Here is a 13,041-nt window from a genome sequence, read left to right on the forward strand (position 1 = left end):
TTTACAGCCCCAGCTGCTTGCGAAACGCCTGCGCCTGGCTGAAATGCCCATTGCCGATAAACGGCACCGGCGGGCGCAAGGCGGACAGTGGCGACGGGTGGTTGCTGGTCAGCACCAAATGGCCCCGGTCCTGCGGAATCAGCGCGCGCTTGCTCTGCGCATGGTTGCCCCAGAGCATAAAAACCACCGGCTTGTCGCTCTCGGCCACCTGGCGGATGAGCGCATCGGTCAGCAGCTCCCAGCCCTTGCCGCTGTGGCTGGCGGCCTGGCCCTCTTCCACCGTCAGACAGGTGTTGAGCAGCAGCACGCCATGGGTGGCCCATTTGACCAGGCTGCCACCCGGATCGGGAAACGGCGGAAACGGCACGCCCAGGTCGCGCTGCATTTCCTTGAAGATGTTTTGCAGCGATGGCGGCAGGCGCACACCGGAGGCCACGGAAAAAGCCAGGCCCTCGGCCTGGCCGCGCCCATGGTAGGGGTCCTGCCCCAGGATGACCACGCGCACGCTCTCGGGCGGGGTCAGACGCAGGGCGCGCAGCGGCTCGGGCGGGAAAATCACCGCGCCAGCGTCCAGGCGCTGCTGCAGGTACAGCGACAGCTGCTGGCCCTTGGGGCTGTTGAAGAATTGGTCCACCGTGGCTTGCCAGCCGGCAGCCACCTGGTGGTCATGGAGCGCTTCAGAGGTCAGTTGCATGCCCGCATTGTGCACGCTGCGCGGCGCCCGTCGGCTATCGCCCTTTGCACTCAGCTTGCAACGAAGACAGTGCGGCTGGATTGAGCAGCGCCACCAAACCGCAGGCGATCGACCCCTGCCAGTGCACATAGTCGTGGCCGGTACTGTGCTCAAGCTGGGTCACCCGGTAGCCTTGGGCCCGCAGCACATCGCCGAGCTCACGGCTGGTTTCCAGGATGCCGGCCTGGCCGCCGCGTGCGCTTTCGTAAAGGCCCGCATCCAGGTAAAAGCGGATGTCCTTGCGGGGCGCTGCCGCCCACCAGCGCGCCATCGCATTGGGCGCATCGGCCTCCGGCGCCCACCAGTACGACCCTGACAGGCTCAGCACATTGCCAAAGCGCTCCGGATGGCGCAGCGCCATATAGCTCGATGCCAAGCCGCCATAGCTGGAGCCGGCAATCACCGTGCGCACTGCGGGCACATCAACTCCCTGCCCGGCCAGCCAGGGCATCAGCTGCAGGCCCATGAAATCGGCAAAGACGGGGTTCGGCGGCAGCTCGGTATTGCGCAGCTCGCTGCTGGCATTGGCTACCAGCACTACGGCCGTGGCGGGGATCAAGCCTTGTGCCTGTAAACGCTCAACGATCTGCGGCGTGGGTACCTGGCGCAGATAGGCATGGGCATCGAACAGCACCAGCAACGCGCGCTGGTCCGGGGCGGCCTGGGCCCAGCCCGCAGGGCGGTAGATCCAGACATCGCGGCCATTGCCCAAAGCCGCCGAATGCAGCCAGTGGCGCTGCAGATCGCCCGGCAACGGCCCGCTGGCCGGCTGCGACCAGGGCTGCGCCGGCGCGTCGGGCAGCTGCAGTACCGAGCGGCCCTGGTATTGGTCCACCGCTGCAGCGCCATCGTCCGACGCGGCCCAGCTGCGCGGGTTCAAGGGGTCGCGCTGCAAAGTCGCCAGAATGCTGCGGCGCTGCTCAATCGCCGTGCCCTCGATATTGGGCACATCGGGCGCCATGCCATAGCTCAGGCGCGCATCGCTGGGCATCACAAAGCTGCTCCACCAGACATCCGAGCTGCCCAGGCGCTGTAGTGATTCATGGTTACCCGAGGGGCTGCCAAACAGGCGAACGCTGTGCTGCGCCCCCCGCCACAGAAAGCTCACAAGCCGCTCCTTGTCGCTCCAGGGCTCCACCAAGGGTGTGCCGCGCTCGGCCATCTCTTGCCAAAACGCATCGGTGCTGCCGCCACGTTCCAGATCGCGCGCCAAGGCCTGCAGGCGCGGGCTTTGCAGCGGCTTGTTGGGCAGGGCCACTGACTGGTCGGCGCGCGGGGCCCAGGCGCGTTGGATCTTTATGCGGTAATGGCCAACAGTCGCCTGCGCTGGCAGTTGGCCGGCCGCTGCGCTGCTGCTGGTATAAGCCACCGCCGGCTGTGCATTCCCATGCAGCACCAGCTGCTCGCCCGCCTGGGCCTGCCAGGTAAAGCCCTCCCCCACCCCATCGTTGCGCAGCAGGCGCCGCAAATGGCCGCCTGCCGCATCTTGCACATCCAGCTGCACGCCGCTGCCATCGACCTCGCCGCGCACCACACTGCCAGCGGGCACCTGCTGGGCATCCAGCTGCCAGCGCAGCTGTGTACCAGGGGCGAGCTGGCCTTGCACCGTTTGCTCCACACCAAGCACCTGGGCGGGCGCAAGCCGATCCGGGGCGCTGGCGCAGCCGCCCAGCAGCATCATGCCCAGCACTGCACTGGCCATGCGACAGCGCAAAAGCAAACGCGATGCTGACTGGGGAGCGAAGAGGACGGGCGCAGCGGAAGGAAGGGGATCATGGATGGGCATGGAAGACAAGAGCACACCAGGCGACCGCCCCTGCTTGGCAGCGGACGAGTCGCCTCGGAAAAATGGGGGGAGAATAGAAAACGCCCAGCCCTGATTTATAGGAATGGGAATTATTCGCAATTGATACTAGCACAGCGCCATCGCTGACTAGCCCACCACACCGCCGATTCGCTATGAGCCACCGTCAAAACCCATGGACCCAGGCCCTCGCCACTGCCTGTTTGTTGTTCAGCCTGACAGCAGGCGCGCAAACAACCAGCGGCGCCAGCAAGGAGACCACCGAGCGGGAAATTCAATCGCTGTTCAAGGCCTTGCAGCAGTCAGGCTGCGATTTTGCCCGCAATGGCCAGTGGTACAGCGCCAGCGAGGCCAGCGCGCATTTGGAGCGCAAGTACAGCTACCTGCAAAAGAAGGCATTGGCGCCCACGGCCGAAGACTTTATTGCCCGTGCTGCCAGCCAAAGCAGCATGACCAGCAAGCCCTATCTGGTGCGCTGCCCGGGCCAGCCGGAGCTGCGCAGCCAGCAGTGGTTTGAGGCCCAGCTGGCCAAAACACGCACAGCGCAGTAGCGGCATTGCACCGCTACTGGTTTTTCTCAGCTGCTTTGCTTTAAGCGAACAGCTTGGCCAGCGCGTCGCCCGGTTCATCGGCGCGCATAAAGGCCTCGCCCACCAGGAAGGCGTGGATGCCTGCATCGCGCAAGGTCTTCACATCTTCCGGGCTGGCGATGCCCGATTCGGTCACCAGCAGGCGGTCCGCAGGCACTTGTTTTTGCAGATCCAGGGTGGTCTGGATGCTGACTTCAAACGTGCGCAGATCGCGGTTGTTGATGCCGATCAGCGGCGTCTTGAGCTTCAGTGCACGTTCCAGCTCGGCGCCATCATGCACCTCGACCAGCACCGCCATGTCCAGGCTGCGTGCGATCTGCTCCATGTCGGCCATCTGGGCGTCGTCCAGGCAGGCGGCGATCAGCAGCACGCAGTCGGCGCCCATCGCGCGCGATTCATAGATCTGGTAGGGATCGATCATGAAATCCTTGCGCAGCACCGGCAGCAAGGTGCTGGCCCGGGCTTGCTTCAGAAAATCAGGCTCGCCCTGGAAGAATTGGCGGTCGGTCAGTACCGACAGGCAGGCCGCGCTGACCTTGCCATTGCCCACCATGTAACTCTGGGCAATGTCGGCTGGGTCAAAGTCGGCACGGATCACGCCCTTGCTGGGGCTGGCCTTCTTGACCTCGGCAATCACGGCGGCATGGCCTTGGTCGATCTTGCTGCGCAGCGCGCCGACAAAGTCACGGGTCAGCACACGGCTTTCGGCATCGCGGCGCATGGCCTCGAAGGGGTAGCGCTTTTTGGCGTCGGCCACTTCAATGGCTTTGGCTTCGCAAATGGTTTTGAGAATATCGGACATATTTTTTTCCTTGTTGGGGGGCCGCCCGCTCAGGCGGCCAGCTGGCGCGTCAGGGCCACCAGGTCCTGCAGCTTTTGCAGGGCCGCACCGCTGTCAATCGCAGCGCGGGCGCGCTGCAGGCCGTCTTCGATCGAGCTGGCCACATTGGCCGCATACAGCGCCGCACCGGCGTTGAGGCAGACGATATCGCGCGCAGGGCCCTGCTCACCTTGCAGGATGCCCATCAGCATCGCCTTGGACTGCTCGGCATTGTCCACGCGGAAGGCGCGGGTGCCGACCATCTGGATGCCAAAGTCCTCCGGATGGATCTGGTATTCGCGCACCACGCCGTCCTTGAGCTCGCCCACCAGGGTGCTGGCACCCAGGCTGATTTCGTCAAGACCGTCGCGGCCATAGACCACCAGCGCATGCTCAGCGCCCAGGCGCTGCAAGGCCCGCACCTGGATACCGACCAGGTCTTCGTGGAACACGCCCATCAGGATATTGGGGGCACCTGCCGGGTTGGTGAGCGGCCCCAGGATATTGAAGATGGTGCGCACGCCCAGCTCCTTGCGCACGGGCGCCACGTTCTTCATCGCCGGATGGTGGTTGGGCGCAAACATAAAGCCGATGCCTACCTCGGCAATGCTCCGGGCAATCTGCTCGGGGTTCAGCTGGATATTGACGCCCAACGCTTCCATCGCATCGGCACTGCCCGATTTGCTGGAGACACTGCGCCCGCCATGCTTGCTGACCTTGCCACCGGCAGCGGCAATCACAAACACCGAGCAGGTGGAGATATTGAAGGTGTTGGCACCATCGCCGCCGGTGCCCACGATGTCGACCAGGTGGTTGCGATCGGCCACATGGACCTTGTTGGAAAACTCGCGCATCACCTGGGCGGCAGCGCTGATCTCGCCAATGGTTTCCTTCTTGACGCGCAGGCCCGTCAGGATGGCGGCGGTCATCACCGGGGAGAGCTCCCCCTGCATGATCATGCGCATCAGGTGCAGCATCTCGTCATGGAAGATTTCGCGGTGCTCGATGGTGCGCTGCAGCGCTTCTTGGGGAGTAATCGACATGGAGGTTCTCGCTGTATCGGGGGAGAGAATCAAGCGCCGGGCTTGTCGGTCAGCGCCAGCTTGAGGCCAAAGCCAATGAACATGGCGCCGGCCGTGCGGTCCAGCCAGTGCAGCCGCTTGCACAACCAGCCCGCGCGCCGCGCCATGCCGGCACCCATCCAGACCCAGAGCATATTGACGGGAATGGCGTTCAGGTTGAACAGCAGACCCAGCGCGGCAAAGGCCAGGCTTTTGTGGGCGTAGTCGGCGGCGATGAACTGCGGAATAAAGGCCAGAAAGAAGATGGCGACCTTGGGGTTGAGTACGTTGGTCCAGAAGCCACCCCAGAAGATGCGTGCCAAGCTGCTGCCCGTCTCGGTCAACCCCGGAGCGTTATCGGCAGGCGCCATCAGCTTGCTATTGTTTTTGCTGCGCAGCATCTGCACACCCATCCACAGCAGATAGGCCGCGCCCAGCCACTTGAGCACGCTAAAGGCGGTGGCCGATGCAGCCAGCAGCGCGCCCACACCCAGCGCAGCGGCCGTCACATGCACCATGCAGCCGGCGGTGATACCGGCGCTGGCCACCAGGCCGGCACGCCAGCCCTGGCGCGCTGCATGGCTGAGCATGTAGAAGACATCCGGGCCCGGGGTGAGGTTGAGCAGCCAGCCAGCTGCCATGAACATCAGCAACTGGTGCAGCTCGATCATCAGCGCTGCTCCAGAAAGTTCTTCAGCATCGCGTGGCCATGCTCGGTAAGGATGCTCTCGGGGTGGAACTGCACACCCTGGATCGGCAGGCTCTTGTGGCGCACGCCCTGGATTTCGCCATCTTCACTGGTGGCGGTTACTTCCAGGCAATCGGGGCAGCTGCTGCGCTCGATCACCAGCGAGTGGTAGCGGTTGACGGTGAATTGCGCAGGCAGATCGGCAAACACACCGGCTTGCGTGGTAGTGATCACGCTGGTCTTGCCATGCATTTGCTGCACGGCCCGCACCACCTGGCCACCAAAGGCTGCACCAATCGCCTGGTGTCCCAGGCATACGCCCAAAATCGGCAGCTTGCCGGCAAAGTGCTGGATCGCCGCGATGGAGATACCGGCTTCGGCCGGCGAGCAGGGACCGGGCGAGATGACCAGCCAATCGGGCTGGTGGGCAGCGATGGCCTCGAGCGAGGTTTCGTCATTGCGCACCACCACCACCTCCACCCCCAGCTCGCCAAAGTACTGCACGATGTTGTAGGTGAAGCTGTCGTAGTTATCGACCATCAACAGTTTTTTCATCGTCACTCCCGGGGTGTGCCGCCCGCCTGCAAGCGGGCCAGTTCGCGGTGTTCGTAGGCGATGTAGGCCTCCATCATCGCGCGGTAGATGGCCTCGATCACATCGGGCTGGCCACCTTCGAGCGCAGCGCGTTCGCGCACGCGGCTGACGATGGTCTCGATGCGGTCTTCATCGCGCACCAGCTCGGGGTTGTTCTTGACCTTGGCGGCCTGGGTCATGTAGCCGCCGCGCTCCACCAGCAGCGGCACCAGGATGTCGTCGAGTGCATTCACATTACGGCGCACATCGGCCATGGTGTTGCAGTCTTCTACTTTGTCGATAGCGCGGGTCATTCCAGTCCTTCTTCAACGAGTTCAGCAGCGCGTAGCAGTGCGCGGGCCTTGTGTTCGGTCTCTTTCCATTCCAGCTCGGGCACCGAGTCGGCGACCACGCCGGCTGCCGCCTGCACATAGAGCATGCCGTCCTTGATGACACCGGTGCGGATCGCAATGGCCAGGTCCATATCACCGGCAAAGCTCAGGTAACCGCAGGCGCCGCCATAGATGCCGCGCTTGACCGGTTCGAGCTGGTCGATCACTTCCATCGCATGCACCTTGGGGGCGCCAGAGAGAGTGCCGGCCGGGAATGTGGCCTTGAGCACATCCATGCTGGTCATGCCGTCCTGGAGGATGCCTTCGACATTGCTGACGATGTGCATCACATGGCTGTAGCGCTCCACCGCAAAGGCCTCGGTGACCTTGACGGAACCGGTCTTGGCAATGCGGCCAATGTCGTTGCGCGCCAGGTCGATCAGCATCACATGCTCGGCCCGTTCCTTGGGGTCGTTGATCAGCTCCAGCTCGGTGGCCTTGTCTTTTTCCGGCGTCGCGGCGCGCGGCCGGGTGCCGGCCAGCGGGCGGATCGTGATCTTCTGCCCTTCTTCGACCTTCTCCTGGCGCACCAGAATCTCGGGGCTGGCGCCCACCACCTGGAAGTCTCCAAAGTGGTAGTAGTACATATAGGGGCTGGGGTTGAGCGAGCGCAGCGCGCGGTACAGCGACAGCGGGTTTTCGGTATAGCGCTTCTGGATGCGCTGGCCCACCTGTACCTGCATGAAGTCGCCGGCGGCAATCATCTCCTTGGCTTCCAGCACCGCCTGGAGGTAATCGGCCTTGGCAAAGCTGCGCTCGGAGGGGTAGCTCTCGCCCGCCTTGATCTGCGGCACGCTGACCGAGTAGCGCAGCTGCTCCTTGAGCTGGCGCACCCGCTTTTTGGCCTTGGAATAGGCCTCAGCCTCGCCCGGGTTGGCGTAGACAATCAGGTAGAGCTTGCCCGACAGGTTGTCGATAACGGCGACCTCTTCGCACTGCAGCAGCAGGATATCGGGCGTGCCCAGGCTGTCAGGCGGGCAGCTGTTTTCGAGCTTTTTCTCGATATAGCGCACAGCGTCATAGCCAAAATAGCCCGCCAAGCCGCCACAAAAGCGCGGCAGACCGGGCGACAGCGCAACCTTGAAGCGTTTTTGGTAATCGGCAATGAAATCCAGCGGATTGCCCGCATGGGTCTCGACCACCTGGCCATCGGTCACCACCTCGGTACGGGCATCGGCGCCAAAGCCGCTGGCGCGCAGCAGGCTGCGGGCGGGCAGCCCAATAAAGCTGTAACGGCCAAAACGCTCGCCCCCGACGACGGATTCGAGCAAAAAGCTGTGCTTGCCATCATCATGCGTATGGCAGAGCTTGAGGTACAGGGAGAGAGGGGTTTCCAGATCCGCAAATGCTTCTGCAACGAGAGGAATGCGGTTGTAGCCTTGGTTGGCCAGACTTTTGAATTCGAGTTCGGTGATCACGAAGAACCATCCCCAGCTTGAGCAGCGCACGCTGGATGTGTGCGTATCGTGCGCTGCAGTTCATCTTTGGTGGGCTGGTCTTGCAACCAGCCCTCGGGCGCACGCTGGGGCGTGTTACCCAGCGGCAGTCAAACAGGCATAGATACAGGCTTACGCCAGGGCCAAGCTCCCCGGTCGGAACGACCTGTAATGACTGCGTGATGGATGAACATGGCGCCTAGTGTAGCAAACGAATCCCCAGAGCACGCTGGAAATAACAGAAAACCGGGGAATTCAGCCAGCCAAGCCCGCAGTCGGCTCATCACCGGCCTGCAAGCTGCCCCGCTGCAGCCGCTGGCGCAGGCAGCGCGCCGGCTGCAAACCGCCCACCAAGGCATCCAGCACCTGCTGCGCCTTGCCCGAGTTATCGCCCGAGAAATTGCAGACATAGACGTCGAGCGTGACATGGCCCAGCTCCGGCCAGGTGTGGATCGCCACATGCGACTCGGCCAGCAAGACCACGCCGGTCACGCCGCCGGGCTGGCCGTTGTGGCTGGGAAACGGCACCCAGCTGTCATGCATGCGCGTCAGCCCCGCATCGGCCACCGCCTGGTTGCACAGCGCTGCCAGCGCCTGCGCATCGACCAGCCAGGCCGCTGGACACTGGCAGTCATAGAGGTCAGCAGTCAGGTGCAGTCCGTCCACGTCTAGGTCTCAAAAATTGCTGCAGGTGACGACGGCATCAGGCCTGCAGCTCGCTGAGCGCGTCGACATAGCCGGTAGCGGCCACCTCGCGGATCGGCTGGCCATGGTTGTAGCCATAGCTCACCAGCACCACCGGGCAGCCTGCGTTGTGCGCCGCCTCGGCATCGTTGCTGCTGTCGCCCACCATCAAGGTCAGGGCGGGCTTGCTGCCCAGCGCCTCGCAGGTCTTGAGCAGCGGCAGGGGGTCTGGCTTCTTGCGCTCGAAGGAGTCACCACCAAACACATGGTCAAAATAATCGCGCAGCCCCTTGGCGCGCAGCAGCGGCTCGGCGAAGGACAGCGGCTTGTTGGTCAGGCAGGCCATCTTCAGCCCCTTGGAGCGCCATTGCGCCAAGCCCTTCTCCACCCCGGCATACACCCGCGAGAATCGGCCATTGATGGCCAGGTAGTGGTGCTGGTAACGCTCCCAGGCCTGGGCATAGCGGTTATCGATCTCAGTCGCCGTTGCCGGCTTGCCGATCTGCCCCAGCACATGGGTCAGCACCGCGCGCAGCAAATGCTCCGAGCCCTTGCCCACCATCGGCTCGATGGTCGGCACATCAATCGCCGGCAGTTGCAGATCCGCCAGCATGCGGTTGAGCGCCTCGGCAAAGTCCCCCATGGTGTCGACCATGGTTCCGTCGAGATCGACGATGACGGCTTCGCAGTCGGGGAACATTTTCTTCAGTTCAAACATGGCATTCAGCCCAAACATGGGCTCGGTAGACAGTGCCGCGCCATTCTGCCCCAGTTTGCGCGGAAGCATGATCTACATGCCTTCCACACCCAGTTACACCGTTCGTCACCTCGAAACCGCCACTGGCTCCGGCCGATCCCCTATCGCCACCCGATTGCTTTAATGTCACCAAACTCGCAAGTTATAACAACATAGCTATTCCCAATAAACAAAGTCATGGTGATTGCATGATCCGCAAGCTCTCCCCCACCCGACCCTGGCAACAGGGCTTTACGCTGATTGAAGTCATGATCGTGGTGGCCATCATCGGCATTCTGTCTGCCATTGCACTGCCCTCTTACCGCGATTACGTGACGCGAGGACGTATCCCCGAGGCCACCGCAACACTGTCCACCTACCAGGTGCGGATGGAGCAGTGGTTCCAGGACAACCGCAAGTACCGCAATGCAGACAGCGCCTGCGGCGCACTGCCAGCGGACAACAACACCGGCAAGTATTTCAATATCAGCTGCTCGGCCAGTTCGGATACCGTCTACACACTGACCGCGACCGGCAAAGGGCCCATGAGCGGCTTTACCTATACCGTCAATCAGGCTGCAGGTAAAGCCACGACGGCCGTGCCCAGCGGCTGGACAACGTCCAACAGCTGCTGGATCACTGGCAAGGGCGGTACATGCTAGGCCTTGTGCGCCCGCTTGCCGGGCCGCGCATGCGCGGCATGACCCTGATTGAGTTGATGATCGGCCTGACCATCGTCGCCGTCGTGCTGATGCTGGGTATGCCCTCCATGGCCGTATGGATGAAGAATTCACGCATCCGCACAGCGGCCGACAGCCTGCATAACAGCATGCAAGCTGCCCGTGCCGAAGCCGTTCGCCGCAACCAGGTGGTGCGCGTGCAAGTGGTAGACAGCTTGAACGGCGACTGCAGCCTCAGCTCCAGCGGCCACTATTGGGTCATGAGCCTGGGATCCGCCTCCAACCCGGCATCCAGCTGTGCCAGCGCTATCGACGACAGCACCGCGCCCAAGATCTTGCAAAAGGGCGCAGTCACCAATACCGCCAACATCACGATAAATGCCTCGCAAACTGTTTTCGCATTCAACGGTTTAGGCCAGCAGGCCAGTACGACCGAGCCCACCACGACGGCGCCCCAGGCCATGACCGTGCAAATCACCGCCGCTGACAGCAGCTGCGTCCAAGCGGGTGGCGAAATCCGCTGTCTCAACATCAGCGTCAGCCCCGCTGGTCAAGTGCGCATGTGCGACCCGGCCATCTCGACGGCGGGCGATGCGCTCAAGTGCTGAAGGAGCCTGCCATGAAGTCTGCTACCCGTTTTCAGCGCCAGCAACACCACGGCCAGCCGCCATCGCAGCAGCGTGGCATGTTGTTGCTTGAAGCGCTGATCGCCATCCTTATCTTCTCGCTGGGCATTCTGGGGGTGGTTGGCTTGCAAGCCGCATCGATCAAACAGGCCACCGCTGCGGAAGACCGCGCCAAGGCAGCCTCGCTGGCCAATGACCTGATCAGCCGTATGTGGGCGAGCAACCATGCCACGCTGAGCACCAACTTCAGCGCCACCGGTGACGGATTCACCCATTGGCTCGAAACCGTGGAGGGCTCCAAGCTGCCCGGCGTGAAAGGCAGCGACAGCCTCAAGCCAACGATCAGTTTCACGGACGGCCCTGCCAGTGCTACTGGCATTGCCGTCAGCACGCAAGCGGAGATCGTCATCAAGTGGCAGGCCCACAACGAGAGTTCTGCTCACCAATACACCGCCATTGCCGTCATCAAATGACTACTTCCTTCTCTCGCTCGCGCCAAGCGGGCTTCAGCCTGATCGAGATCATGGTGGCCGTGGTCATCGGCATGATCGCGGTCATCATCATGACCCAGGTCTTGATGCAATCCGACGGTGCTCGGCGCAATACCACCAGTGGAGACGATGCGCAGATCAATGCATCCATCGCACTGTCCGGACTGGAGCGCGACATCCGCATGTCCGGCTATGGCCTCAACTCGCTGAATCTGCTGGGTTGCACCTGGACCTTCACGCCTTCCAATGAAAGCAGTGTGCTGACCACAGGCCTCCGCATTGGCCCTGTGGTTATCAACCCTGCCACCAACCTGGTACCGGCAGGCGACGCGAACACCGATACGCTGTTGGTGATGTACGGCAGCAGCAATAGTCCGGCCGAGGGAGATGCCGTGATTGCGGCCAGCTCCAGCACCTCGTACAAGATGACCACGGCACCCACCTTTGCGGAAAACGACAGAGCCATCGCCTTACCCCTTCCCCGCACCGCCACCTGCGCCGTCAAAACCGACCGCGTCACCAATGTTCCTGGCGATGGATCCATCGCCGTGGCAGCAGGTTTGAGTGGTATCAAGGCCGGCGACGTGATCTACAACCTGGGTGCACAGCCCATTGTCCGGGCCTACGCCGTGCGCAACGGCAACCTCACGGTATGCGACTACACCGCCTACAACTGCAGCAAGACCTCCTATACCAGCACGCTCAACAGCGATGTCTGGGTTCCTGTGGGCAACAACGTGCTGAGCTTCCTGGCGCAATACGGGCACGACAAGACTGCTGGCACGATGACAGGTGTAGTCACGGATTTTGACCGCACCACCCCCAGCTCCAGCGTTTTTCCAGCCTGTGAATGGGCACGCTTGCTGACCGTCCGGTTGGCGGTGGTAGCACGCGGCAGCCAGTACGACAAGGATGTCGTCACCGACGCGGTGCCTACCTGGACCGGTAGCGAGAGCATCGCCTTCAACCTGGGCGACGGCACCGACTGGAAGCACTACCGCTACAAGACCGTCGAAACTGCCGTGCCTTTGCGTAACATGCTGTGGCAGGGCGGCCAGCCCAGCTACCAAGGAGGAGAAAGCGGATGCTGAATCGCTCCCACCCCATTGCACGCCATCAAGAGCGCGGCGTTGTCATGATCATTGCGCTGATCGTGCTGGTGGCACTGATCCTGGGCTCCCTTGCGCTCACCAAGTCGGTGTTCACCTCCAACCTGATTGCCGGTAATCTGTCTTTTCAAAAGGCAGCCACCAACTCGGCCGACCTGGGCGTAGAAAATGCCATCGCCTGGCTCGAACAGCAAAACGGCAAGGCTGGCACCTGCGATCCAGGCACCAAGGTGCTGGCTTGTGACCACAAAGCCAATGGCTACCTGGCCGTGATGCAAAACCCCGTCGCGGGCCAGTCCTGGTCCGACTTCTGGGACAAAACGCTGGTCGCCACCAATGCTGTCAAGACGCTGTCTGCCGATGGCGCCGACAACACCTCGGCGTATGTGATCCAGCGCATGTGCAGCGCTGCTGGCGACAGCGGAAGCACCGGCGTGTTCTGCTCCACCTCCCCAAACTCCTCGGGCGGTACCTGCGCCAGCGGCAGCAGCTGTGACACACAGGGCATCAACCTGTACTCCGTCAGCCAGGTGTATTACCGCGTAACCGTCCGCGTACAGGGCCCTAACCACACCGTGAGCTTCGTCCAAGCCATGGTGGCCATGTAAGACAATTTTT

At 62.6% G+C, this 13,041-nt stretch carries 16 protein-coding genes; 6 read left to right on the forward strand and 10 right to left on the reverse strand.

Annotated features, from left to right (window positions below):
* Position 1 precedes the first annotated feature (1 nt).
* Together HS961_RS22985 and HS961_RS22990 are read right to left on the reverse strand one after the other, a co-directional pair.
* Entirely contained in the window at positions 2-694 is a 693-nt protein-coding gene (locus tag HS961_RS22985) for a uracil-DNA glycosylase (protein ID WP_182325717.1), read from the reverse strand.
* Positions 695-728: 34 nt separating this feature from the next.
* Complete coding sequence (locus HS961_RS22990) at positions 729-2,435, reverse strand: enterochelin esterase domain-containing protein (RefSeq protein WP_238347718.1); 1,707 nt, start codon at positions 2,433-2,435, stop codon at positions 729-731.
* 257 nt (positions 2,436-2,692) lie between these two features.
* On the opposite strand from HS961_RS22990, the gene HS961_RS22995 reads away from it, so the two are divergent.
* Entirely contained in the window at positions 2,693-3,088 is a 396-nt protein-coding gene (locus tag HS961_RS22995; RefSeq protein WP_182325718.1) for a DUF5329 domain-containing protein, read from the forward strand.
* A 40-nt stretch (positions 3,089-3,128) separates the two neighbouring features.
* On the opposite strand, the gene trpC is transcribed toward HS961_RS22995, so the two are convergent.
* The 8 genes from trpC to gph all read right to left on the reverse strand — a co-directional run bounded on the left by trpC (position 3,129) and on the right by gph (position 9,499).
* On the reverse strand, positions 3,129-3,929 hold the full coding sequence (gene trpC, locus HS961_RS23000) for an indole-3-glycerol phosphate synthase TrpC (RefSeq protein ID WP_182325719.1): 801 nt from the start codon (positions 3,927-3,929) through the stop codon (positions 3,129-3,131).
* A gap of 29 nt (positions 3,930-3,958) precedes the next feature.
* Complete coding sequence (gene trpD / locus HS961_RS23005; RefSeq protein ID WP_182325720.1) at positions 3,959-4,990, reverse strand: anthranilate phosphoribosyltransferase; 1,032 nt, start codon at positions 4,988-4,990, stop codon at positions 3,959-3,961.
* A 29-nt stretch (positions 4,991-5,019) separates the two neighbouring features.
* Positions 5,020-5,679 carry a LysE family translocator gene (locus tag HS961_RS23010; RefSeq protein ID WP_182325721.1) on the reverse strand — a complete coding sequence of 220 codons (660 nt, stop codon included), beginning with the start codon at positions 5,677-5,679 and terminating at the stop codon, positions 5,020-5,022.
* The gene (locus tag HS961_RS23015) at positions 5,679-6,251 is read right to left on the reverse strand and encodes an anthranilate synthase component II (RefSeq protein ID WP_182325722.1); all 573 of its coding nucleotides are present in this window, start codon (positions 6,249-6,251) and stop codon (positions 5,679-5,681) included. Before HS961_RS23015 ends, HS961_RS23010 begins: the two co-directional genes overlap by 1 nt.
* 2 nt (positions 6,252-6,253) lie before the next feature.
* On the reverse strand, positions 6,254-6,583 hold the full coding sequence (locus HS961_RS23020; protein WP_182325723.1) for a chorismate mutase: 330 nt from the start codon (positions 6,581-6,583) through the stop codon (positions 6,254-6,256).
* Positions 6,580-8,079, reverse strand: coding sequence for an anthranilate synthase component I (gene trpE, locus HS961_RS23025; protein ID WP_182325724.1), 1,500 nt, complete (start codon positions 8,077-8,079; stop codon positions 6,580-6,582). The genes HS961_RS23020 and trpE overlap by 4 nt, the downstream gene beginning before the upstream one ends.
* A gap of 273 nt (positions 8,080-8,352) precedes the next feature.
* Positions 8,353-8,763 (reverse strand): adenosylmethionine decarboxylase, encoded by a 411-nt coding sequence (gene speD / locus HS961_RS23030; protein WP_182325725.1) that lies wholly within the window; start codon positions 8,761-8,763, stop codon positions 8,353-8,355.
* 37 nt (positions 8,764-8,800) lie between these two features.
* Complete coding sequence (gene gph, locus HS961_RS23035; protein WP_182328404.1) at positions 8,801-9,499, reverse strand: phosphoglycolate phosphatase; 699 nt, start codon at positions 9,497-9,499, stop codon at positions 8,801-8,803.
* Between the two features lie 227 nt (positions 9,500-9,726).
* Between gph and HS961_RS23040 the strand changes: the two genes are divergently transcribed.
* The 5 genes from HS961_RS23040 to HS961_RS23060 are packed head-to-tail and all read left to right on the forward strand — an operon-like array spanning position 9,727 to position 13,031.
* Positions 9,727-10,179 carry a type IV pilin protein gene (locus HS961_RS23040; protein ID WP_182325726.1) on the forward strand — a complete coding sequence of 151 codons (453 nt, stop codon included), beginning with the start codon at positions 9,727-9,729 and terminating at the stop codon, positions 10,177-10,179.
* A 29-nt stretch (positions 10,180-10,208) separates the two neighbouring features.
* On the forward strand, positions 10,209-10,805 hold the full coding sequence (locus HS961_RS23045) for a pilus assembly FimT family protein (RefSeq protein ID WP_182328405.1): 597 nt from the start codon (positions 10,209-10,211) through the stop codon (positions 10,803-10,805).
* A gap of 11 nt (positions 10,806-10,816) precedes the next feature.
* Complete coding sequence (gene pilV, locus HS961_RS23050; protein ID WP_182325727.1) at positions 10,817-11,296, forward strand: type IV pilus modification protein PilV; 480 nt, start codon at positions 10,817-10,819, stop codon at positions 11,294-11,296.
* Positions 11,293-12,405, forward strand: a complete 1,113-nt coding sequence (locus HS961_RS23055; protein ID WP_182325728.1) for a PilW family protein — start codon at positions 11,293-11,295, stop codon at positions 12,403-12,405. The genes pilV and HS961_RS23055 overlap by 4 nt, the downstream gene beginning before the upstream one ends.
* Positions 12,399-13,031 carry a pilus assembly PilX family protein gene (locus HS961_RS23060; RefSeq protein WP_182325729.1) on the forward strand — a complete coding sequence of 211 codons (633 nt, stop codon included), beginning with the start codon at positions 12,399-12,401 and terminating at the stop codon, positions 13,029-13,031. Before HS961_RS23055 ends, HS961_RS23060 begins: the two co-directional genes overlap by 7 nt.
* Positions 13,032-13,041: the final 10 nt, after the last annotated feature.

Source organism: Comamonas piscis (assembly GCF_014109725.1).
Lineage (GTDB): Bacteria > Pseudomonadota > Gammaproteobacteria > Burkholderiales > Burkholderiaceae_C > Comamonas > Comamonas piscis.

Bases quoted from the DNA above. Each gene is read 5' to 3' on its own strand.
- HS961_RS23020 (WP_182325723.1), bottom strand. From the start codon at position 6,583: ATGACCCGCGCTATCGACAAAGTAGAAGACTGCAACACCATGGCCGAT.
- trpD (WP_182325720.1), bottom strand. From the start codon at position 4,990: ATGTCGATTACTCCCCAAGAAGCGCTGCAGCGCACCATCGAGCACCGC.
- HS961_RS22995 (WP_182325718.1), top strand. From the start codon at position 2,693: ATGAGCCACCGTCAAAACCCATGGACCCAGGCCCTCGCCACTGCCTGT.
- HS961_RS23060 (WP_182325729.1), top strand. From the start codon at position 12,399: ATGCTGAATCGCTCCCACCCCATTGCACGCCATCAAGAGCGCGGCGTT.
- HS961_RS23010 (WP_182325721.1), bottom strand. From the start codon at position 5,679: ATGATCGAGCTGCACCAGTTGCTGATGTTCATGGCAGCTGGCTGGCTG.
- trpC (WP_182325719.1), bottom strand. From the start codon at position 3,929: ATGTCCGATATTCTCAAAACCATTTGCGAAGCCAAAGCCATTGAAGTG.
- HS961_RS23055 (WP_182325728.1), top strand. From the start codon at position 11,293: ATGACTACTTCCTTCTCTCGCTCGCGCCAAGCGGGCTTCAGCCTGATC.
- pilV (WP_182325727.1), top strand. From the start codon at position 10,817: ATGAAGTCTGCTACCCGTTTTCAGCGCCAGCAACACCACGGCCAGCCG.
- HS961_RS23015 (WP_182325722.1), bottom strand. From the start codon at position 6,251: ATGAAAAAACTGTTGATGGTCGATAACTACGACAGCTTCACCTACAAC.
- gph (WP_182328404.1), bottom strand. From the start codon at position 9,499: ATGTTTGAACTGAAGAAAATGTTCCCCGACTGCGAAGCCGTCATCGTC.
- HS961_RS22985 (WP_182325717.1), bottom strand. From the start codon at position 694: ATGCAACTGACCTCTGAAGCGCTCCATGACCACCAGGTGGCTGCCGGC.
- HS961_RS22990 (WP_238347718.1), bottom strand. From the start codon at position 2,435: ATGGCCAGTGCAGTGCTGGGCATGATGCTGCTGGGCGGCTGCGCCAGC.
- HS961_RS23045 (WP_182328405.1), top strand. From the start codon at position 10,209: ATGCGCGGCATGACCCTGATTGAGTTGATGATCGGCCTGACCATCGTC.
- HS961_RS23040 (WP_182325726.1), top strand. From the start codon at position 9,727: ATGATCCGCAAGCTCTCCCCCACCCGACCCTGGCAACAGGGCTTTACG.